This window comes from Lysinibacillus composti (assembly GCF_016908465.1).
GTDB lineage: Bacteria > Bacillota > Bacilli > Bacillales_A > Planococcaceae > Ureibacillus > Ureibacillus composti_A.
Genome location: NZ_JAFBDY010000009.1, coordinates 66,877 through 90,114, shown reverse-complemented (window position 1 = coordinate 90,114; position 23,238 = coordinate 66,877). Strand labels below are relative to the sequence as shown.

The window sequence follows — 23,238 nt, the reverse complement described above, 5'->3', positions numbered from 1 at the left end:
TAATTTGAGATTAAGAAGCCCCTTCAAATATTAATTTTCATTTACATTATTTTCATTTTGGTATATCTCTCCAATTGTAAAATTTGACCTCAAAATGAACAAAACCCACTTCCCGGCATATATCAAAGTGAAGAGTCTTCATTAAACGTTTAGTTTTACGGAACACACAATTTTTTCCATACTGATAAGGACTTATTAATAATTTCAAACTAAAACTAAACATCTGTTCTACTACTAGTGAGGCTTTTTGAATAGATTAAAGGTTAACTAAATTTATTATATTTAGTAGTTCTAAATTGCTAGGTCCGGGGTTAGTAAAAGAGGAGGGGTATGGATGAAAGAAGCTAAACGTAAGTTAACTTTGGGAGATTGGCTCTTTGGTATAATCGGATCTGGGATTGTTGTGTTGGTTATTCACTACTTTATCTCTTAGTCAGAAATCTACGTACAAAACCATTACGACCCTTGTTAAAACAGTTCACGTCATGCGATTTCTTCCATTAATCTAATCCCAACCCTTTAATATAGAACATAAGCACCTTCGATGAAATATGTATCGAGGTGCTTTTTATGTTTCAATCGTATTCATGCTGTCGTTATTCCTCCGATGTCCGCTCACAAAGCTACTACTGTTGAAGTGCAGTTTTTCGCTCCACTAAATCATTAAACAATTCTTCGTCACGATTAGCTAAAGCCTCATCAATTAATCGGTCAATATTTTGTTCTTCCAACACTCGAATCACACTATCAATTTCTTGATCTGATTCGTTTGGTACAAGGTTCACCGTATCTTTTTGAGATGAAGCCTTTTGTAGAATTGGTGACAAATGTTCGTGCACATTTGAAATTAACAATAATTGATACAATGGCATACGAATATAACGGTTCCCACGCTGGAAAACAAATATTTCAGAAAGGTTTTCAATTTGCATCGTATTCAAGTTCACAATAATCTCTTTCCCTTCGACTGGAACAAAATGATACAATTCATTATCCTTCATAATCGAGAAGTATTGATATGCAAAGACTAACCGTAAATTCTCTCCCGCAACTTTCGTATAAAATGGTTTCATAAATTGCACTTGAATCATATTGACCCCTCCTAGTTATCCGATTATTCTGATATTTCTGATTATAACATAGTTTTAGCTCGAAGTATCTGTAGGCACTCTACCATTTTTATAATTAAACCAGGTTGCTTTTATTCAATATTTCTCATCGAATCAAATTCCTCGATGAGTAGATAATACGAACATTTATGTTTATTTATACTTATGTAACCCTTCGCTGAAAAATGTCTATTTTGTGAACACAATTCAGAAAACTTTTCGCTCCTGGATATAGTTGCGTTCAGATAAAATAGTAGGTCGTATTATTACTCATTCAAAATTTATGACTCGATGGATCATTGTTCTTCATTCAACCGTGGCTTGACCTGTGATTACCTCGTTACTGATATGGTCTCCAAACATTTACAGTTTCAAACCGTGCCATTTTGATTATATTTTTCTTTTTTAACTGGGAAAATGGAATAAATTTGTTACTTATGGATAGGGTTGATGATTCGTCCACTTAGCCACATGTTTCGTCCGTTCATGTTTTCTTTTGTCCGTTTAGCCTCACTTTTCGTCCGTTCAGCGTTTCTTTCGTCCGCTTAGCCGCGCTTTTCGTCCGTTCAGCGTTTCTTTCATCCGCTTAACCTCGCGTTTCGTCCGTTCAGCGTTTCTTTCGTCCGCTTAGCCGCGCTTTTCGTCCGTTCAGCATTTCTTTCGTCCGTTCAACCTAATCTTCATCAAATCCAACTCACCCTCCAACACCGTACAATCCTCTCGCAACTACTCAACATCCTCTCAAATAACACTCCCCCTCCACACTTTCAATCGAAATGCTAACAATACACTTGATTTAACGGTATAATGAAGGGAAAGACTTTTTTAGCGGATTGGAATCGAACAATTCAAGAAAATCCGTATAAGAAGGGACATGATCTTGGGCCAACAAGAAGTTGATCACAAAGTTGTTGCCATAGGAAGTGGCGTTTTTAGACTTTGTTCATTTCATGCTCGAGATGTGTCTTTCTAAGGAGCGATGTTAAGTGAGTTTATCTGTTGCAACGATTGCACGTGATCATCAATCGTTTATCAATACACAGTTAGAACAAGTGGAACGCGAATTGCATCCTTCCGTTCAGGAGGATGAGGAGTTGATTCGCCGCGCATTGTTTGCGGTTCGAAATAAATCCGTCCAGTTTGAGCGTTTCATCCCAGCATATCAAACGTTACATACCATTGTTCAAGATGTGCGATTGACAGAAGTCACGGTTAATTTTGATTACGAACGAATTACTTGTAGTTGCCCGCAAAACGACTGGTGCCGCCATAAAGTAAGCGTGTTGTTATCGTTATACCAATACTATGATTCTGTCCAAGAGTGGGTAACGAATTGGCGCCAGAAAAAAAGTGTACAACTGCATCTATTAGCATCCGAGCGAACTCCCGAGAATTGGCTTGCGATGGTAAATGAAGTGATGTCGCACTTATTGCAGCCAGGAAGACCCGTTCCTGCTGACAGCTTTTTGCTTACCAACTTAGCTGAAAATGCATTTACCAAATTAAAAAAGCATATGCCTTATGAACGTGAATGGCAGCCAATCTATAATTTGTTTATGGAAATTGGTGTTTTCAATAAAATATGGGAACACTTGAACAGGACAAACACACCTTTGACAAGCCATTATTTTGAATACTATTTCGATAAAACCTTAAATAAAATTCAAGATAATATGCATGAGCTCTCAGGGGGTTCTCGATTGTTTGCAACAGATCCATTTTTCGATTTGTTACAAAACATGGTTCGTGAACTATTGTTAGAACGGCATGGTCAGTTTAGCAGAAGAATGAATCTGTATTTATCGTTTTGGGATACAGTCTTTATTGAGAAGAAACGTGCAGAAAAAGAACTAACTATTCTGACTAGCTTGATGGATAACCCTGATGAAAACCCTAATTTAAGTGAAGATGTCCCATTACACCTCGTCATGAATTTATTTTACATAATGGTAAAAGATCATGAGTCGTTACGGGAAACCCTGCAAAAGGTAAATATTCCAACGCTAGATGTTTACTTTGGTCTTGCTAAATTGTCATTTTCACAGAACAATCAGGAAGCTGGCGAAATTATATTAAAATCCGTGCTTCCCTACCTACAGGAATTTATTCATGAACATTTAAAACCAACACATCGGCAAATGTATGTACGAAGAGCAAGTTTAATTTACGACAATATTGTCTTAACTGAACAAGAAGAATTAATGCTCTATTCAGCATTTGGAACATATGGGATTCAGCCGTATTCAAATTACCTACTTAAAACGAAGCGTTTTGATGAGTGGGCAGCCCTTCATCAGCTATATCCTTCTTCCATTTCATATTTAGAATCTTGTGGCTTAAAGGATGTCTTAGATGAAGCACCCCAAGTAACGCTTCCACTTTACCATTACTACGCGCTTCAAGAAGTGGATCAAAAATCGCGATTAAACTATAAACAAGCAGTACGTATTTGGAAGATGATGAAGTCTGCAGCGAAAAAAAGCGGTAGGATGAACTTTTGGGAAGATTATATTTTTACAATTCGTGAGCAATACAAACGATTACGCGCATTGCAAGAAGAATTAGAGAAAGGAAATTTACTGGCATGACAACAGAACTTTCAACACCCTTTGCAAAATCTTTACGGTTAAAAATAGAAGAACGTCAACCTGGTTTCTTTTCTTTAATGTCTCTATCAGATAATGGGCACCCACAATTAACGGCAAATTGGGCTCGATTACTGTTCTATCGATATGAATCAAACTTTTTCGGAATCGGCGCTAATATGGATGAACAGGAAATTAGGTTAACTGCTGCTGAACTAGTGGAACTCTTCTCTCCAACAATCAAGCATCCTTTTGTTCAGCATGTAGGAGCAGATGACCAATCAAAAAAGATAATAGCAAGTACACATGCACTTCAAATCCTTTGGAATAGTAGTGTTCTCTGGGAATACGCACAAACCGAGACAACTGAGGAAGGTAAGTTTCATTTATCTTTCAAAATACCTAATGAATTTGCCAACGATGAATTCGTTACATCAGCTTTTAAGGATATTGAAATTGACCTAGACTATTTGACCTCTGTTTTAACGACAGCCGTGCAACAAAAGCTGGCGTTTGCAGGGTTAACTGAAAATGACCTTCCCACTTTGCTACCTTTCTTCAAAGAAGGTGGATGGCCGTTACAAAAAGAGCATTCCATTGGCAATGTAAAAGTTGCACTTCGCTTATCGGAGCCAGAAGAAAATTCAGAGGAATGGCTGCTTGAAACGGTGTTAGCAACCAATAAAACAGCCAAACTTTGGACACCCGCAATTCGTAAGCGTCACTATCCAATTCCACAAGCTGTACCTGAAAAATGGGTACCGATTGCGGAGGATATTGCAAGCCTACAAAATCAAATGCTTGAACTAATGGATTTAAGTGAACATAGCATTTCAACGGAAAGCTTCCTTCATGTCAGCCTTGAAGATGTGGAAGTCCGCAAACTATTACGAGATGATTTTGCAAAGCTTGGGGCACTTGGCTTTGACGTTATTCTTCCAGCATGGTTAAAAGAATTAAAACAATCCAAATTGCGCGTTAAAGTAAGTGCTTCGAATCAGTCACAAAAATCAATGGCTGGTTTAGACGATATTTTAGCATTCAAATGGCAGCTTTCAATGAACGGTGAAGAACTATCTCCAGAAGAGTTCCGCAAGATTGTTGATGAAAAACGAGAATTCGTTCGTATTGGTAATGAATGGTTCCGTATCGATGCAAATTGGATGATGGAAATTCGTGAGCTTATGGAAAAAGCGGAGAAAGAAAATTGGACAGTTCGCGATTTATTATTCCGTGAAATTCCAGAAGAACTTGCAGCGCCCCTTTCAGCTGATGAAGAGGAACTTGACGATCCATTCTTCGCATTCGAATTACAGAAGTCATTGAAATCGTATTTAGAACAACTACAACATAAAAAAGGCTTACCTTCTGTTGAATTACCAAAAGGATTACAAGCTGAGCTTCGTCCCTACCAACAAGAAGGTTTTGATTGGCTTGTGTTTATGAGGGACCAACGTTTTGGAGCTGTACTTGCTGATGATATGGGATTAGGGAAAACAGTCCAACTAATCAGCTACCTTCTTCACACATATGAAACAATGGGCGAAAGCAATCCAACTATCATTATTTGTCCAACATCAGTTTTAGGTAACTGGCAAAAGGAATTAGCCCGTTTTGCACCAACTCTAAAAGTTCATACCCACTATAGCTCCTCCCGAATGAAGGATGAGACTTTTACAACATATCTTGAAAATGAAAAGCCAAACTTAATCCTGACAACATATGGTACGATTTCTCAAGATATTGAATTTTTACAGAATGTTCATTGGTCAGCAATTGCACTTGATGAAGCACAAAACATAAAAAATATGCAGACCCTACAATCACGCTCTATTAGGAAGTTAATTGGGACTCATCATATTGCGTTAACCGGAACTCCGATTGAAAATCGACTTTCGGAACTATGGGCTATTTTTGATTTCATCCACAAAGGGTATTTAGGAAGCTTTGGGAAGTTCCAAGAGCAATATATCTTACCAATTGAACGCGATGAATCAGACCGCCATAAACAGATCTTACGTGCGAAAATTTCGCCATTCCTATTACGTCGTACGAAGAATGATCCAGATCTTATGTTAAATTTACCGGATAAACAAGAATCAAAAGAATTCTGCCCATTAACAAGGGAGCAAGCTGCTTTGTATGAAGGGTATATTGAGGATACACTTGCTCAAATGGAAAACATGACGCCATTTGAGAAAAAGGGACGTATTCTTCAAATGCTTAGCAAACTAAAACAGTTATGTAATCATCCTGCTCTTTATTTAAAGGAGCCATTTGATGAAGCGAAAACGATGATGAATCGTTCAGTGAAAATAAAGCGAATTGTTGAACTTGCAGCAGAAATTGTCGACAATGGCGAACAGTGTTTGATCTTTACCCAGTATATTGGGATGGGGCATTTATTACAGCATTGTTTCTCAGAGTTATATAATTTAGATGTACCATTTTTAACAGGAAGTATGGCGAAACATCAACGAGATCATTTAGTAGAGGCCTTCCAAAATCATGAATTTCCGATATTCTTACTATCTTTAAAAGCTGGGGGTACAGGATTAAATTTAACAGCTGCTAACCATGTATTACATGCCGATCGATGGTGGAATCCTGCCGTTGAAAATCAAGCAACTGACCGCGCATACCGGATTGGTCAAACTCAATTTGTTCAAGTTCATAAGTTTATAACACTTGGTACAATTGAAGAGAAAATAGATAAAATGTTAGAAGTCAAATCGGCCCTTTCACAAGAATTAATTCAATCAAGCAATTGGTTAACCGAACTTCAAGAAGATGAATTACTTGATTTATTAATGCTTGATACAGCATCGGTTCGATAACAATAAAAGCGGAAAGTGAGCGCTCATTAGTTTGAGTCGCTCACTTTTTTTATTCGTACGTTGTTCCCTCTTCAAAGTGCTTATCCATGTTCTTACCTTATCTAATAGTCTCTTTTACATTATTAAGTTGTCGGTCTCTACAAACCAGTATAGATGGCAGTTACGTGTAGAGTATAGGAGAAATGGGTACTACTGTGCGGTCAGCAGTAGATTTTACTTATCCTCCCCCTTTCATATAGCATCTTCTTAAAACCGTCCGTCCAGATCCTTTTTAGGGAAATTCCCCAATTTCCCTATTCTTATAACCCTTGCATGCCTTCATCACTTCAACAATTCCACATCTTTTTATTTATTAAAAAATCGGTAATGCATCTTCTGTTTCTGGGAGAACAAATTGATCCGGTACTTTTTGTTGATCAATTTCTTGATGTTCTTGAGAAACATAATTTCCTTCAACATTTACTTTTTCTGGCGTAGTGGTTCCATATTGTCTTTCAGGCCGTTTCAATGTATAGAACCGTACGTCATCTAGGTATACTTCTGTTGTATATATCCTGTTTTGTTCTTTATTTATATAGGAACGGGTATGTAATCGACCATTTACACCCACAAGAGAGCCTTTTCCACAATATCGAACTATTCTTTCGGCAAGTTTCCCCCAAGCGACACATAGAACAAAATCTGCTTCAACACTCCCCTGATTATTTCGATAGTTCCGGTTAATGGCTAATACGAAAGATGTTTGAAATCGATTATTTGGGAACTCCCGTAACATTGGATCCCGTGTTAACCTTCCTACAAGTCCTACCTGATTCATAAGATTCACCTCCTTTCCTTCTGCCCATATCATAATTGAAACGGTTTGATTTGAGCAAAACCCGAAAAGTCAGATATGCTTCATTAGCGGAAGTTAAAATTCATTTTTGAAGGTATTTAAGAATTGGGGGGAAATGTGGTTAAGCCTTGATAGCACTTAGTTTAAGGGACTTTAAATTATAGGGGCAAATCATAAATTTCGCATTTTTCTATGTTATACTAAAATTAACAACTCATATTAAAGGGGAGATGGGATTGAAAACTTTCAAAATGCTTTCGTTTGAGTTATTGGCAGAAAAGGGAAGGGAAAAAATTCCTTTAGAAGATGGAATCGTAATTAATCAGGAAAATAGCCATAAGTCCTGGATTCTTGAATTATTTATCTCTGAAAAATATAAGGTGATTTTCGAGCAGTTACAAGCATCCAATGAAGTCTTTGATGTACAAGTGGTGATTTCCTTTCCAGATAATGAACCCGCACCTTTTCGCGTCGTTGTAGGTAATATTCATGTTATTGGAGATCGAATTTCTGTATTACTCAAAGGAACAATCACAAGAAGAAGAACGAAATATGCAGAACAGTTATTAAAATTATTACTTGAAGAAAATCTTTCAGGTAAGGAATTGTTTGAACGGTTTGAAAAAGGAATGCGCGATCGCCCTCTTTTAAAGGATTAGAATACATAAAGCTTCCAGTACTCGATGATCGTCGAATACTGGAAGCTATTGTCCTGTTAGTGCTTAATTTAATTATTCGTCTTTTGTATCACGGTCATTCATGTCTTTTTGATCTTCAATAATGTCTTCCTGGTTGTCATTTAGGATACGCTCGTCGCCATTATCGACATTTCCAGAAACACCATTTTGACCAGCACGATTGCTATTTGGGATTCCGTTAGTATCCGTTCCTTCAGTACCAGTTGTCCCACCATTGTCAGTACCATTAGTACCGTTTGTGCCGTTATCAGTACCATTCATACCATTATTTGTGCCGTTGTTATCAAGTGTATCGTCTACACCATTTTCAACATCATTTACACCATTATTAACATCCTCTTGAACGTCATTGACTCCACGTTCAATTTCATTCGCAGTGTCATCTACGGCATTATTATCCGCATTACACCCCACTAAGAACGCACTTCCTAGGATAAATGCAAAAGCAGACTTTTTCCACATAAAAAATTCCCTCCTTCCTTTTCTCTTCATCACATTTTTTTATTAGATGTGACTGTACATAGAGTGCCCGGGAATGGAGGGAACTATCCTAAATTTTCGTGTTTGAAATATTATCCAAAGGGTACCGAGTTTGATCAATCAAGATGCTCAATCTAGAGGTTATTCATTAATGACAAACACTTTTATAAACAGAACTATTTAGAATTTAACTTTTCCTTTAACAGGTTTTCAATATATGCAGCTTCTGCTTTACAACCATAAGAATAATCAGTTCCAAGCTCTTTTTGCATTTTTTCGATTGACTCAATTTGCTTTTCTGTTGGTTCTTCACTCAAAACTTTAGCAATCACTTCGTCAATTTTTTTCGCAATCTCTTCATGGAACTCTTTGCTTAACAATACTTCCTCTGGCACCTTATCATACCAAGCAGCGTTTTCTTTAAAATATGCTTGCCAGTTAGCTACAAAATCTTCCATTGAGAATTGGTCTTCATCCCATCCAATATTAGCTAAATATGCTTCAAATGATGTTGTGATGGAACGTGTAATGCTAATCTTAACACCTGAAGATAAGTCTTTATACATCTATTATTAAACCTCCTACAATTAAAAGCCAAAAAACCTACCGAATGATACATTTCGTAAATTCAACATATTCTACTAGGGAAATTAGAAAGAAAATACAGTATGGATATTATTATTTATTAAAATTCATAATAAAATGTATCACAATTCTTTGTGTATTACTCGAGTTACGTATGATCATTTAATTTATACAAGTTAGTATTCACAACAATTGGTAGGAGTAAAACACAAATTTCATAAAAAGAAGAAGGTACAAGTACGCTTCTTTCCATTAACTAAAGATTTATTTTGGTTGTACTGGTCCAATTGCAAATAAAATGTCTGCTTCACATACTAATTCACCATCAACAGTAGCAACGGCATGACCTTTCCCCATAGAACCACGTAGACGAACGAATTCTACTTCTAAACGTAATTGATCACCTGGGATAACTTGACGTTTAAAACGAGCATTATCAATTCCAGTTAAAAAAGCTAGTCTACCTTTAAATTGTTCAGAATTTAAAAGAGCTACGCCACCAACCTGCGCTAATGCTTCAATAATTAATACACCAGGCATAACAGGATATCCTGGGAAGTGCCCATTAAAGAAGTCTTCATTAATAGATACATTTTTCAGACCTACCGCGCGTTTTCCTTCTTCAAGTTCTAGAATACGATCTACTAATAAAAACGGATAACGATGTGGTAAAATTTCTTGAATTTGTTCAGCTGTTAACATCCAAATACCCCCTAAAATTATTATTATTATTATTATGTATAACTTGTCCAAGTCCCCGACATTATAACATATTTAAAGAAATAGCTTGTCCTAGATATTCATTAAAGAGCATCTGAAGGTACGTTACTATTTTAACACATAGTGAAAAAACGGAGCGAGTAGTCACCTCCGCTTTAAGTTAACAAAATCATTTTTTGACGAGTAACCTTGTAGCCATTTGATTGAGTTAAACTTTACCATTAACTAAATCTAGTATGTGCTGCCATGCTCCCCATTTTAATGCGTCCATCGGTTCACCATCGCCAATAAAGCCGTAGCCAATCATTAAACCAGTAATTGTGGCAAGGAAAAGTAATAATAATACAAGTAAAATTCTTGCCCAAATTGGGATTAGACGAATTTGAATCCATCGTCTTCTTTGTTCAGGGCTTATTTCAGGTTTATTTGATCTTTTTCTTTTCTTTACTTCAGGGGAAACATTGGTCTCTTTTGAATTACTTTTTAATTCGTCTGTCATTGGCCATCTCCCTTTTAGTCAAGTTTTATGTACTTGCCTCAATTAATCGTTTTTCATGAATGAATGCATATTAACGAATACCATTAATAAGTCCTAACATTTGATCGGCAATACTAATTGCACGGGTATTAAATTGATAAGAACGTTGCGTTTTAATTAAATCCGTCATCTCTTTTGAAAGATTGACGTTTGACATTTCAAGAGAACCGTTCGTAATCCCAATTTCTGCTCGCCCAATTCCTTGCAAATCAGTTAAGACTTCATTTGCAGTAAACCCTAATTCATCCATATTGGATGGTAATGCAATATATGTACCTTTTACATGTTCCATCAGTTGTGGCTTTTGAAGTTCAGTAATGCCAAGTTCAACAGTTAATACTTCACCATCTGGATAATTGACATTCAACGTACCATCTTCTGTCAATCCGAAATTTGACACATTGTCAAGAAAGAAAATTGCTTCTCCATTAGAATCAGCAACTGCATAACCATCGCTATTTACTAACATGACCTGTCCATCCGCAACAGGAGTAACATAAAAATCCCCTTGTCTTGAATAAACTAAACGCTGACCTTCGTCACCTTCTGGCATCAAAATATTGAAATATTGCTTTTCTTTCGTCAAAGCAAGGTCTAAGTCTCGATCAGTTCTTTGTAATGTTCCCATTGCATGATTCGTTTGAATCTGACCAATTTTTGCACCTGCACCGTAACGAATTCCAACAGGTGATTGGCGTGCAGCAGGATCAAGCTGGTCGTTATTAAATTGTTGGTAAAGAAGCTCAGAAAATTGCGCTTCTTTCGCTTTATAACCAGTAATATTGCTATTTGCGATATTGTTACTAATGGTATCGATTTGGCTTTGCAACTGACTTAATGTATTCGTTGCTGTAATCATCGTACGAAGCATTTCGATTTCCTCCAGTATGTTTTAGTTTACCCTTGACTTACGACCAACTTCAAATGCCTACTGAATACTCTCTTCTATTATACTTTCCCTATTTCATTAACAGCTTTATCCATGCTTTTATCGTATGCTTGGAGTACTTTCTGGTTTGCTTCAAATGCACGATAGGCAGTTAATAAATCAGTCATCGCTTGTGCAGAATCCACATTTGAGCCTTCTAAGTGTTTTTGCTGCATTGAGAAAGTAACACCTTCTTGGTTATAGGCTGAAGGTAGATTCGTTTCATTATTAGTACGGAAAAGACCATTATCTTGTTTCACTAATAAATCCGGATTTGCTGAAAATGCAACGCCTAATGTTGTGTATTGTGCGTCATCAACAAAGATTGACCCATCTTGCGTAAGTTGGAAATTATCATTTGGTAATTGAATCCGTTCACCTTCATTAGATAAAACATAATATCCTTCGCTATTTACTAAATAGCCTTGCCCATCCAAAGTGAAGTTCCCATTACGTGTGTATGCTTCTCCACCATCGGGATGCTGTAATCTGAAGAAAATCGAACCTGTGGCACTAGATTCTTCATCGACTGGCATTGTACCATTGATCAGTGCAAAATCGGTATTGAAGCTAGTCTCATAAATAGAACCTTGAGAGTAGTTTGCTAGGGTTTCTTGTAAATATACGCCAGTATTTAACGCACCAATTTCTTGTATATTTAATAGGTTCAATCCTTTTTCAGTTGGAATGTTTGCCGTACCTCGAGCAGACAATAACATATCTGGAAAAGAGCGAATTGTGGATTGGTCCGCTTTAAAGCCTGGTGTATTGGCATTCGCCATATTATTTGTTAATAATTCTGTTTTTCTTTGTTGTGCAATCATCCCAGATGTAACAGTATATAACCCTTTAAACAATTCATTCACCTCTATTAAACAGTGTCGTGACCCGGTTCGTTTGAATTTCTTCTATTAATATTAGAATTTAGGACTTGCCGCACGATCAATATTATCTAACATAATGCCTGTCCCAATTGCTACACAATCGATTGGATTTTCTGCGACGAAAACTGGCACTTTTAGTTCTTGCATTAACAGTTGGTCCATACCGTGTAAAAGACCACCGCCACCAGTGATAATGACACCACGATCGATAATATCTGCTGATAACTCAGGTGGTGTTTTTTCTAAAACATTTTTCGCAGATTGCACAATTAATGATACAGATTCATGTAGTGCTCGTTCAATCTCGGACGAGTTAATTGTAATTGTACGAGGGAGACCTGTTACTAAGTCTCTACCGCGGATTTCCATAGATTCATCGCGACTACCTGGAAAGACAGTCCCAATTGTCATTTTAATTGATTCTGCTGTACGTTCCCCAATTAACAGTTTGTATTGCCTCTTAATGTATTGCAAAATATCATTGTCAAACACGTCTCCAGCTACTTTAATAGATTCGCTCGTTACGATATCTCCCATTGAAAGAACGGCTACGTCAGTTGTACCTCCACCGATATCAACAACCATGTTACCGCTTGGTTGGAAAATGTCCATTCCAGCACCTATAGCTGCTACTTTAGGTTCTTCTTCTAAATAAACTTTTTTACCACCTGATTTTTCAGCTGCTTCACGAATTGCTTTTTGTTCAACACTCGTAATATTAGTTGGACAACAAATTAAAATGCGTGGTTTAGTTAAAAATCCTTTTAAATCTAGTTTATTAACAAAATACTTTAACATTGCTTCTGTAACATCAAAGTCCGCAATAACTCCATCTTTTAATGGACGAATGGCTACGATATTGCCTGGTGTACGTCCCACCATTTGTCTTGCTTCTTCACCCACTGCAAGAACTTTATTTGTTTTTTTATCGATCGCCACTACAGACGGTTCGTTTAGTACAATTCCTTTTCCTTTTACATAAATCAGCACATTAGCCGTTCCTAAATCAATGCCAATATCTTTAGAAAACATCAATATTCTCCTTCCGACAAATTCCAACATTTTTCACGTTCAAATTTCTATTCATATCCTTGCTATTTTAACATATTGATGTTTTTTATTACACTGTAAATTATATGAGAATAAAGGTTTTAACAATTATATTAAAAGTTTGTTTCAGTTTCGTGACATGTACCTGATAAACATATAAATGAACGTTGAAAAAGCATTTAGTTGACTTTCAAGAAAGCCAAACTAAATGCTCTTTCAATGTTTTTGGCGGGACTGCCACTTCTTACGTGTCGCCTCGCCTCCACGCAAATGACGAATCGATTTGTGATAGGCTAGGATTTCTTTTACTTCATTTGCCAGAGTTTCATTAACCAAGAAAAGTCGTTCGGTTAAGTCTTTATGCACTGTACTTTTAGAATAACCTGTCATTTTCGCAAGGACGCGAACCGTTTCACCAGTTTCGAGGAGCAGCTCTCCAAGCCGAACGCAGCGATGCCGAATGTGCTCGTGCACGTTCTCTTCCTTTCTATCGGATATAAGAAAGTGCCCTTTTGCTTCTAAGGAGCGAAATTTTCGACGAGTTTCTATTGCAGATATTACGTTGTGGTTTGCAGCTACCTATTTAACGTTTATTCACAATATGTTTATTTTTGTACGTTCAGAACTTAATTATGGAAGAAAAAGTACTAAAGCGCCCGTTTCCCCTCGAAATTTGAAAATACTCTTCAAATTTTGGGGATACGAGCGCTTTAACTTGTCCAAGAATTAGAATGCTAGGAAGTTTCTTGGGTTTACATGTTCTCCATCTTGTAATACTTCAAAGTGGAGATGAATTCCTGCAGTAGGATTCCATTCATTTTCTGTAGTTGTTGCTAATGGTTGGCCTTGTTCTACTTTATCGCCCTTTTTAACAAGAATATCTGTCACAGAGCTATAACGTGTTTCCATTCCATTTGCATGTGTAACGACGATCTCGTTACCAGTGAATGCATCTAGTTTTACATCTGTCACTTCACCACTCATAGCAGCTAATACTTCGAATGGCTCACTGTTTACTGATAGTGAAACACCTGATGAAGTTGAAAAAGTTTGATTAAATACAAGAAGTGCATTTTCGCGTGTTGCTTCATCAGCTGTTACATCATAGAAATCTTGTAAAACACTGACTTGATCTAGTTGGTCTTCATTGAAAGGATATTTCAATGTTTCTGTGCGAGCATTTGTTTCAATAATAGTATTATCTTCAGATGCTACTTCCTCTTGTACCGCTTGCTCTTCTGTCTCATCACCAATAAGTGCGTTATACGTAAAAATTAGACCGATTAGCACTACAGCAATTCCACCATAAATTGTTGGCCAAAACCACGGCTTTTTCTGCCAATTGTTGTTCTTAGGAGAAGTATTGAATTGTTTTTCTTCTCTCATGTTCATCACCTCTATTGGCAGTGTGAACAAAATTTTACAATTCTAATCATCTTTTTTGAAAAAATACCTAATTTTTGCAATTTATTTTTTCGATCTTTGTGTCTTTATAATAATGCTGTAAGATTTTATGTGCAGTTGCCCCGTTTTCAGCCATTGCATCTGCTCCATATTGGCTCATCCCTACACCATGACCGTAGCCTTCTGTGGTAACAACGATTTGGTCACCTTTAACTTCTATTCGGAAGTCAGTAGAACGCAAATCTAATAATGTTCTAAGGTCCCTGCCTGTCCATTGCTGTTTCCCCATTGAAACGGTTTCAACTCGTCCAGTATTATTTCGTTCAATTTTAAGTTGGTTAATATTTTTTATTGTCCAATTCACGTTTAGGAGTTTATTCCACTCGGCGATGGTAAATTTTTTGCTGCTTTCATAATTCGGTGCATGTTGATAATCAGCACTTGCTACTGGCTGCAAATAAGGAATATCATTTCCACTATAGTTTTTAGAACTTTCCGTCATGCCTGTACTCATTGAATGGAACATGGCCGTAATTAGTTCGTTATTATAAGTAATAATTTCTCCAGCTGTACTTTCTACTGCTTCACGAACTTTCGATTCATATTCCTCGAAAGACTTGTCCCAATTTTCCTTTCGGGTTTCTGCATCGTAAAATACTTGTCTAGCAACTGTTGGTTCAATTTCCTTTTCACCATAGTTCGTAGTTTTTAATACGTATGTTCTTGCTGCAATGGCTTGTGCTTTTAAAGCCTCAAGTTGAAAGTTTGCTGGCATTTCAGCGGCAACTACTCCAATAACATACTCCTCCAATTCTAGTGGGATTTCGCTACCTGCAACTTTAATTGAGACTTCGCATTTAGCATCTGTTACATATTCTTTTTGTTCACTTGCCTCAGAAGTCACACTAGGTGAGGTCTTGAACAAAAATGGTAAGAAAAATAGTGCACAAACTAAACAGAGGACTGCGATGATCTTTACCCAAGGTTTTAGTTTTTTCATACATATACGATATGATTGTATGTAGTGAAATATCTCTAACATAATAAATACCGGTGTAAATATTTTTACGTTTTCGTACAATAAAAAACGACAAAACCCTTTTTAAAGAATTTTGCCGTAAAATATTAACTTTTGTAGGAATAATTTATTCATCTATTACATATTATTAAAATAGCAAGAGATAAATAGATTTTAAACTTGAACCGTTGTTTCCATAATTCCTGAACTTTCTTCTGTTTCAGTCTCTACTTTAACGTCTTCAGTAGAGATACGTTCAATATTAGCTCCTAGAGCAGCTAATTTTTTATGGAAATTTACATAGCCACGGTCTAAATGATAAAGGTTCGTTACACGTGTGATTCCTTCAGAAACAAGACCAGTTAGGATTAATGCTGCAGCTGCACGTAAATCAGTCGCAGAAACCTCTGCCCCTTGTAACTTTTCAGGTCCTTCAATAAACACAGAACGCCCTTCAATTTTTAATTTAGCATTCATACGGCGGAACTCTTCCACATGCATAAAGCGGTTTTCAAACACTGTTTCAGTAATAATACTCGTACCCTGAGCAGTTAATACTAGTGCCATCATTTGAGCTTGCATGTCAGTTGGGAAGCCAGGATGAGGCATTGTCTTCACATCTACAGCCTTTAACGGGTTTGTAGCACGAACACGTAACCCTTCTCCTTCTTCAATGATTTCAACGCCCATTTCGCGTAATTTTGCAATTAATGCTGACATATGTTCAGCAACCGCGTTTTCAATAAATACATCACCACGTGTAATAGCAGCAGCAACCATAAATGTACCTGCTTCTATACGGTCTGGAATAATATGATGTGTTGTACCATGTAGTTCATCAACGCCTTCGATACGAATCTTATCCGTACCTCCTCCGATCACACGACCACCCATACTATTAATAAAGTTTGCTAGATCCACAATTTCCGGTTCTTTTGCAGCGTTCTCAATAATTGTTGTACCCTTTGCTAGTGCAGCAGCTGTCATAATATTTTCTGTTGCTCCAACACTAGGGAAATCTAAATAAATTTCTGCGCCTTTTAAACGATCGACAACTTTAGCTTCTACATAGCCATGGCCAAAGGAGATTTTAGCCCCCATTGCTTCAAAACCTTTTAGATGGAGTTCAATTGGACGTGAACCAATTGCACACCCACCAGGTAGTGCTACTCGAGCGTAGCCATTTCTAGCTAATAGAGAACCCATGACTAGGATTGAAGCTCGCATCTTACTTACGAATTCAAATTGCGCTTCACTCGATAGTTGTTTTTCTGCGTTTATATAAATTTCATTGTTTTCAACGTTATAAGATACTTCTGCATTTAAGCTTTTTAATACTTCATTAATTGTATGAACATCTGCTAGATTCGGAACGTCTTTAATAATATTTTGTTTTTTTGAAGCTAACAAAGATGCTGCTAGAATTGGTAGTACGGCATTTTTGGCCCCTTCAACTTTTACACTTCCGTGTAGTTTTTGGCCCCCCGTAACAATAATTTTATCCACCATTCGTCCCTCCGAATTCCATTGTCCCAAACATATAAGTCATTTCGACTATTTCATTACCCCTCGATATTATGAATATGAATTTTATATTTTACGTATTAACGCACAATGTTCGCATTGTTGCAAATCACGTCATAACAGTAAAATAGTTTGGCGATAAATGTCGGTTAGCTGTTAATCAATTGCTAGCAGTAAAAGAAGGTCATTTTCTTTTTTGCATAGTAATTCTTTGATGAGCACCATATTGCAACAATCCTCAACAAACTACCTTTCACCTATTCAAAATTGCATAACGATCCGAGAGCTTTACTTTCATCATTCAACAAATTCTAGAAGAGTAAGTGTACAATCTTATCTACAAGGTTAGCATTTTATAACATATACTCAGATGAGAAATATGTTAACCTCACAAAAAGAAATATCCTGTATCAATTACCCAACTTATAAATAATAGTCTTCTAGACACTGCATTTCAAGTCATAGTCCAAAAAACATATAGTGGATGAAAGTAATTCTAAAAATCACACAAACTAAGCTAATAGTACAGTTTCTTGCATACTTAAACAAGCATCCAAATCACTATTTTACTTTAATTTTTCATATTAATCTATACTTATATTACGCAAAACTAACAATAATGGTGAATTACTAAAAGTAACTAAAATATATATTATTTTAATATGCATATGCACAAAGCTACTTCAACAAACTTCAACAATATTTCCCAGGGAATTAAGATTAAATGTGCTGTAACGACAAATGAAGACGTCATTTGTCCTGACAAGGCATATAATCAAATATATTAGAAACATAATATAGGTAATAATTTTGTTTTTACAACATGTCTCGCAATGTACATATGTAATCGTTTAATTTTTAATTCATCATTCAAACTATCATGTTACTTAGGAAATAATTCCCCATTAAATCATCTCGGGATCAAACCTAAAAATTGTATGTCAACCTAGTGTATTTTATGACATGAAAAATTGACACTATGAAAATAAATAAGGCAATTGTCCTGACCAAACCGTAAAATCTAAGAAAAAGTTTGATACACTTGCACCAATAGCTATACTAAGCAAAATATAAATTAATTGAATTCTAAAGGTATTCCCTTTTTTAAAAATTTGTTCAACCCGAATTGCCTGTAACGCGTAAAATGTTATCGCAATAAAAAATAAATGAGATGCCATACCAAGAATAGCTTGCATACCGAATGTTTGATAAACTTCCATTATGAATCCTCCAAAACTTAAAATGGTTTCATTAATTCCTTAATTGTTAACTGCAATCTTTTGTATCGAAGATGTGAAATGAAGTTACAGAAAATACATACTCGTTACAAAATGTTTATTCCTCCATATACTATTCAACACCTAGACGAAATGAATTGTATTTATACATGTTAAAAAAGCGGACAGCTAAACTGTCCGCTTTAATTAATTGAATTAAAAATTACCCTCATGAACGCTGATACGATTAATCGCACGTTTTAAAGCTAGTTCAGCACGTTTGAAATCGATGTCATCTTGTTTCTTTTGAAGACGTTGTTCAGCACGAGCTAATGCTTCTTTTGCACGAGCAATATCAATTGAAGCAGCTTCTTCAGCAGAAGGAGCTAAAATTGAAATTTTATCTGGACGTACTTCAATGAAACCACCGCTTACAGCCACAACTTCTTGTGAGCCGTCTTCTTTTTTAAGTTTAACTGCTCCAATTGATAAAGGAGCAACCATTGGAATATGGCCAGGGAGAACCCCAATTTCACCAGAAACGGTTTTAGCGATTACCATTGCGACTTCAGAATCGTATACTGGGCCGTCGGGAGTGACAATATTGACTGTTACTGTCTTCATATTTTTTCCTCCTCGTCCCTAGTGTTATACCTCTACGCCCATGCTTTTCGCTTTTTCAATTACATCTTCAATGCTACCTACTAAACGGAAAGCATCTTCTGGTAAGTGGTCGTATTTACCTTCAAGAATTTCCTTAAAGCTACGTACTGTATCTTTAACGTGAACAAATGAACCTTTTTGGCCAGTGAATTGTTCCGCTACGTGGAAGTTTTGAGATAAGAAGAATTGAATACGACGAGCACGTTCTACAGTTTGCTTATCTTCATCAGATAACTCATCCATACCTAGGATCGCGATGATATCTTGTAATTCATTATAACGTTGTAAAGTCATTTGAACTTGACGAGCAACGTTATAGTGTTCTTCACCAACAATTTCAGGTGATAAAGCACGAGAAGTTGAAGCAAGTGGATCCACCGCAGGGTAGATACCCATCTCAGATAATTTACGCTCTAAGTTAGTAGTTGCGTCTAAGTGAGCGAAAGTTGTTGCTGGAGCTGGGTCAGTATAGTCATCGGCTGGTACATAAATCGCTTGGATAGATGTAACAGAACCTTTGTTTGTAGAAGTAATACGTTCTTGTAAGTTACCCATTTCAGTTGCAAGAGTTGGTTGGTAACCAACGGCAGATGGCATACGACCTAATAACGCTGATACCTCAGAACCTGCTTGAGTGAAACGGAAAATGTTATCGATGAATAAAAGTACGTCTTGACCTTGTTCATCACGGAAGTATTCAGCCATTGTAAGACCAGTTAAAGCAACGCGCATACGTGCTCCAGGTGGCTCGTTCATTTGTCCGAATACCATTGAAGTTTTAGCGATAACGCCAGAGTCACTCATTTCGTAGTATAAGTCATTACCTTCACGAGTACGTTCACCTACACCCGCGAATACCGAAATACCACCATGACCTTGAGCGATGTTGTTAATTAATTCTTGAATTAATACAGTTTTACCTACACCGGCACCACCGAATAGACCTACTTTACCACCTTTGATATAAGGAGCTAATAAGTCAACTACTTTGATACCTGTTTCAAGGATTTGAACCTCTGTAGTTAATTCTTCAAATTTTGGAGCTTGACGGTGAATTGCATCACGACGAGCTGCCGCTGGGATTTCTTCTCCTAAGTCAATAACGTCTCCTAGTACGTTGAATACGCGTCCTAATGTTACGTCACCAACTGGTACAGAGATTGGATTTCCTAAGTCTGTAACTTCTGCACCACGTTGTAAGCCGTCAGTAGATGACATGGCAATTGTGCGGACAGAATCGTCACCTAAGTGAAGAGCAACTTCTAAAGTTAAAGTTTCTGCTTCTGCATTTGGACGTTCAATCTTAACAGTTAAAGCGTTATAGATTGCTGGTAATTGACCGTTGCTGAATTTTACGTCAACAACTGGACCCATTACTTGAATAACATGTCCTGTGTTCATTTCTGTGTACCCTCCTATCGAGTTTGGTGCCTAGTTTCACGCATATGTATATGTATGCGCACACTTTCTTCTTTTAAGCAAGAGCGGTTAGCAGCTTTAGTCAAAGATGATCCTTGTGTGTGCACCCAACAAGGTAAACTCATAAACTAAAACTGCATAACGTGCTTCGCTTTTCTTTTGTCTAGCTCCGCACGTTAGCCTCTCGAGTCGTTTCAAAACCTTCTTACGTATGCAAGCATACTTGTCAGGTTTCTCCAACGCTTGTCGAGGCTAAGCGAACGAGCTTCACTTTTCTTTTTTATACGACGCAAGTGGCTAAGCCTATTCTAAGGCTGCAGCTCCACCAACGATTTCAGTAATTTCTTGTGTAATCGCCGCTTGACGCGCACGGTTATAAACAAGTGATAAGTTGCTGATAAGATCAGAAGCGTTATCAGTTGCAGCTTTCATCGCTGTCATACGAGCAGCATGTTCACTAGCTTTACCATCTAATAGAGCACCGTAGATTAAGCTTTCTGCATATTGTGGTAGCAATACTTCTAGAATTGCTTCAGCTGATGGCTCGAATTCATAAGAAGCCGAAAGCCCTTCACTAGCTGGTGCTAAATCTGTAATTGGTAATACCTTTTTCTCAGTAACTTCTTGTGAAATAACACTGACAAAGTGGTTATAGTACATATAAAGTTCATCATATGTACCATCAGCGAACATACCAACAGCTTTTCGAGCGATTTGTTTAACGTCTGCAAAACTAGGTTGGTCAGGTAAACCAATAATGTCAGCAATAACGTTATGTCCACGTTTAACGAAGTAATCACGAGGAACACGTCCAATAGCTAAGATCACATATTCGTCTTTTGAACTGTGACGTTCGCTTAAAGTACGACTTAATTCACGTAAAATACTTGAGTTATAAGCTCCAGCAAGACCACGGTCAGAACCGATTACAATATAAGCTGTTTTCTTAACAGGACGAGATACTAACATAGGATGTGTAGCATCAGATGCGCCTGAAGCGATTGCAGCTACAACGTCTTGTACTTTTTCCATATAAGGAACGTACGATTTAGCGTTTGCTTCTGCTCGGTTTTTCTTTGAAGCAGAAACCATTTGCATTGCTTTCGTCATTGCTTTCGTTTTCTTCGTAGAATTAATACGATTTTTTATATCGCGTAAATTTGCCACTGGTATTTCACCACCTTTTCATTTTTAATCACATTCGAACGAGTTCAAACTTATTCTGATTTAGCAAAAGTCTTTTTGAAAGCGTTAATTGCAGTTGCCATATCATCATCAGAAGGAAGTTCTTTAGTAGTACGGATATGATCTAAAATGTTTGTGTGGTTAACATCTAAGAAACTATATAATTCAGCTTCAAAACGAGTGATATCTTGTACTGGGATATCATCTAAGAAACCACGAGTAAGTGCGTAAAGAATAGTAACTTGCTTTTCAACTTTAATTGGTTTGTTAAGGTCTTGTTTTAAAACTTCAACCGTACGTTTACCACGTTCAAGTTTTGCAAGAGTTGCTTTATCTAAATCTGAACCGAATTGAGCAAATGATTCAAGTTCACGGAATGCAGCTAAGTCAAGACGTAGTGTACCCGCAACTTTTTTCATTGCTTTAATTTGAGCTGAACCACCTACACGAGATACTGATAAACCGGCGTTAATCGCTGGACGTACACCTGAGTGGAATAGGTCAGATTGTAAGAAGATTTGTCCATCAGTGATTGAGATTACGTTAGTTGGGATGTATGCAGAGATATCCCCAGCTTGAGTCTCAACGAATGGAAGTGCTGTGATCGAACCGTTTTTGTAAGTTTCATTTAACTTCGCAGCACGCTCTAATAAACGACTGTGTAAGTAGAATACGTCACCAGGGTAAGCTTCACGACCTGGAGGACGACGTAATAATAATGAAAGTTCACGGTAAGCAGCAGCTTGTTTTGATAAATCATCATATACGATTAATACGTGTTTACCTTGTAACATGAACTCTTCAGCCATTGATACACCAGCGTAAGGAGCTAAGTATAATAATGGAGCTGGTTGAGAAGCAGATGCAGTTACTACGATTGAGTAATCTAAAGCACCATGCTTACGAAGAGTTTCTACAACTCCACGTACTGTAGATTCTTTTTGACCAATTGCAACGTAGATACAAATCATATCTTGGTCTGCTTGGTTAAGGATTGTGTCGATTGCTACAGAAGTTTTACCAACTTGACGGTCACCAATGATTAACTCACGTTGACCACGACCGATTGGTACAAGAGCGTCAATCGCTTTGATCCCAGTTTGTAATGGTTCATGTACTGATTTACGAGCCATTACACCGAAAGCTGGGCTTTCGATTGGACGAGTTTTTGTAGTATTGATTGGGCCTTGTCCATCCACTGGTTGACCAAGTGGGTTAACAACGCGACCAATTAGTTCTTCACCAACTGGTACTTGCATAATACGGCCAGTTCGACGTACTTCATCGCCTTCTTTAATGCCTAAGTATGAACCTAAAATGATGATACCAACGTTTCCTTCTTCTAGGTTTTGTGCCATACCCATAACACCGTTAGAGAACTCTAATAATTCTCCAGACATGACGTTGTCGAGGCCATGAGCACGAGCGATACCGTCACCTACTGTGATTACTGTACCAACTTCGCTTACGTTTAATTCAGATTGGTAGTTTTCAATCTGCTTTTTGATCAGCACGCTGATTTCTTCAGCTTTGATGCCCATGAATGTCACCTCTCACAT

The 23,238-nt window shown here is 37.2% G+C and carries 21 protein-coding genes; 3 read left to right on the top strand and 18 right to left on the bottom strand.

Going from position 1 to position 23,238, the window contains the following annotated elements; genetic code table 11:
- Nucleotides 1-626: 626 nt before the first annotated feature.
- Nucleotides 627-1,091, bottom strand: a complete 465-nt coding sequence (locus JOD29_RS11445; RefSeq protein ID WP_124763331.1) for an IDEAL domain-containing protein — start codon at nt 1,089-1,091, stop codon at nt 627-629.
- A 1,004-nt stretch (nt 1,092-2,095) separates the two neighbouring features.
- Between JOD29_RS11445 and JOD29_RS11440 the strand changes: the two genes are divergently transcribed.
- Together JOD29_RS11440 and JOD29_RS11435 are read left to right on the top strand one after the other, a co-directional pair.
- Nucleotides 2,096-3,697 (top strand): SWIM zinc finger family protein, encoded by a 1,602-nt coding sequence (locus JOD29_RS11440; protein WP_124763333.1) that lies wholly within the window; start codon nt 2,096-2,098, stop codon nt 3,695-3,697.
- Nucleotides 3,694-6,531 carry a DEAD/DEAH box helicase gene (locus JOD29_RS11435; RefSeq protein ID WP_124763335.1) on the top strand — a complete coding sequence of 946 codons (2,838 nt, stop codon included), beginning with the start codon at nt 3,694-3,696 and terminating at the stop codon, nt 6,529-6,531. Before JOD29_RS11440 ends, JOD29_RS11435 begins: the two co-directional genes overlap by 4 nt.
- A 352-nt stretch (nt 6,532-6,883) precedes the next feature.
- Here JOD29_RS11435 and JOD29_RS11430 read toward each other — a convergent pair whose 3' ends face one another.
- The gene (locus JOD29_RS11430; protein ID WP_124763337.1) at nt 6,884-7,348 is read right to left on the bottom strand and encodes a single-stranded DNA-binding protein; all 465 of its coding nucleotides are present in this window, start codon (nt 7,346-7,348) and stop codon (nt 6,884-6,886) included.
- 254 nt (nt 7,349-7,602) lie between these two features.
- On the opposite strand from JOD29_RS11430, the gene JOD29_RS11425 reads away from it, so the two are divergent.
- Nucleotides 7,603-8,025 (top strand): YwpF family protein, encoded by a 423-nt coding sequence (locus tag JOD29_RS11425; protein WP_124763339.1) that lies wholly within the window; start codon nt 7,603-7,605, stop codon nt 8,023-8,025.
- 72 nt (nt 8,026-8,097) lie between these two features.
- On the opposite strand, the gene JOD29_RS11420 is transcribed toward JOD29_RS11425, so the two are convergent.
- The 16 genes from JOD29_RS11420 to atpA all read right to left on the bottom strand — a co-directional run bounded on the left by JOD29_RS11420 (nt 8,098) and on the right by atpA (nt 23,220).
- Nucleotides 8,098-8,526, bottom strand: coding sequence for a hypothetical protein (locus JOD29_RS11420; protein WP_124763341.1), 429 nt, complete (start codon nt 8,524-8,526; stop codon nt 8,098-8,100).
- Nucleotides 8,527-8,720: 194 nt separating this feature from the next.
- Complete coding sequence (locus JOD29_RS11415; protein ID WP_124763343.1) at nt 8,721-9,110, bottom strand: hypothetical protein; 390 nt, start codon at nt 9,108-9,110, stop codon at nt 8,721-8,723.
- A gap of 283 nt (nt 9,111-9,393) precedes the next feature.
- Nucleotides 9,394-9,831 carry a 3-hydroxyacyl-ACP dehydratase FabZ gene (gene fabZ / locus JOD29_RS11410; RefSeq protein ID WP_124763345.1) on the bottom strand — a complete coding sequence of 146 codons (438 nt, stop codon included), beginning with the start codon at nt 9,829-9,831 and terminating at the stop codon, nt 9,394-9,396.
- Nucleotides 9,832-10,057: 226 nt separating this feature from the next.
- Complete coding sequence (locus tag JOD29_RS11405; RefSeq protein ID WP_124763347.1) at nt 10,058-10,348, bottom strand: DNA-directed RNA polymerase subunit beta; 291 nt, start codon at nt 10,346-10,348, stop codon at nt 10,058-10,060.
- A gap of 70 nt (nt 10,349-10,418) precedes the next feature.
- A complete protein-coding gene (locus JOD29_RS11400) occupies nt 10,419-11,258 on the bottom strand; it encodes a flagellar hook-basal body protein (protein ID WP_124763349.1) in 840 nt (279 codons plus the stop codon).
- 77 nt (nt 11,259-11,335) lie between these two features.
- Nucleotides 11,336-12,172, bottom strand: a complete 837-nt coding sequence (locus JOD29_RS11395) for a flagellar hook-basal body protein (RefSeq protein WP_124763351.1) — start codon at nt 12,170-12,172, stop codon at nt 11,336-11,338.
- A 60-nt stretch (nt 12,173-12,232) separates the two neighbouring features.
- Nucleotides 12,233-13,231: a rod shape-determining protein gene (gene mreB, locus JOD29_RS11390; RefSeq protein WP_124763353.1), complete on the bottom strand. Its 999-nt coding sequence runs from the start codon at nt 13,229-13,231 to the stop codon at nt 12,233-12,235.
- A gap of 234 nt (nt 13,232-13,465) precedes the next feature.
- Nucleotides 13,466-13,723 carry a sporulation transcriptional regulator SpoIIID gene (locus JOD29_RS11385; protein WP_124763355.1) on the bottom strand — a complete coding sequence of 86 codons (258 nt, stop codon included), beginning with the start codon at nt 13,721-13,723 and terminating at the stop codon, nt 13,466-13,468.
- A 252-nt stretch (nt 13,724-13,975) separates the two neighbouring features.
- Entirely contained in the window at nt 13,976-14,635 is a 660-nt protein-coding gene (locus JOD29_RS11380) for a M23 family metallopeptidase (RefSeq protein ID WP_124763357.1), read from the bottom strand.
- Nucleotides 14,636-14,702: 67 nt separating this feature from the next.
- Nucleotides 14,703-15,653: a stage II sporulation protein D gene (spoIID, locus tag JOD29_RS11375; protein ID WP_124763359.1), complete on the bottom strand. Its 951-nt coding sequence runs from the start codon at nt 15,651-15,653 to the stop codon at nt 14,703-14,705.
- Between the two features lie 192 nt (nt 15,654-15,845).
- Nucleotides 15,846-17,177 carry a UDP-N-acetylglucosamine 1-carboxyvinyltransferase gene (gene murA, locus JOD29_RS11370; RefSeq protein ID WP_124763361.1) on the bottom strand — a complete coding sequence of 444 codons (1,332 nt, stop codon included), beginning with the start codon at nt 17,175-17,177 and terminating at the stop codon, nt 15,846-15,848.
- 995 nt (nt 17,178-18,172) lie between these two features.
- Nucleotides 18,173-18,415 carry a DUF1146 family protein gene (locus JOD29_RS11365; RefSeq protein WP_124763363.1) on the bottom strand — a complete coding sequence of 81 codons (243 nt, stop codon included), beginning with the start codon at nt 18,413-18,415 and terminating at the stop codon, nt 18,173-18,175.
- 213 nt (nt 18,416-18,628) lie between these two features.
- Entirely contained in the window at nt 18,629-19,036 is a 408-nt protein-coding gene (locus tag JOD29_RS11360) for a F0F1 ATP synthase subunit epsilon (protein WP_124763365.1), read from the bottom strand.
- 24 nt (nt 19,037-19,060) lie between these two features.
- Nucleotides 19,061-20,476 (bottom strand): F0F1 ATP synthase subunit beta, encoded by a 1,416-nt coding sequence (gene atpD / locus JOD29_RS11355; protein WP_124763367.1) that lies wholly within the window; start codon nt 20,474-20,476, stop codon nt 19,061-19,063.
- 321 nt (nt 20,477-20,797) lie between these two features.
- On the bottom strand, nt 20,798-21,661 hold the full coding sequence (gene atpG / locus JOD29_RS11350; RefSeq protein ID WP_124763369.1) for an ATP synthase F1 subunit gamma: 864 nt from the start codon (nt 21,659-21,661) through the stop codon (nt 20,798-20,800).
- Nucleotides 21,662-21,711: 50 nt separating this feature from the next.
- Entirely contained in the window at nt 21,712-23,220 is a 1,509-nt protein-coding gene (gene atpA, locus JOD29_RS11345) for a F0F1 ATP synthase subunit alpha (RefSeq protein WP_124763371.1), read from the bottom strand.
- Between the last annotated feature and the right edge of the window lie 18 nt (nt 23,221-23,238).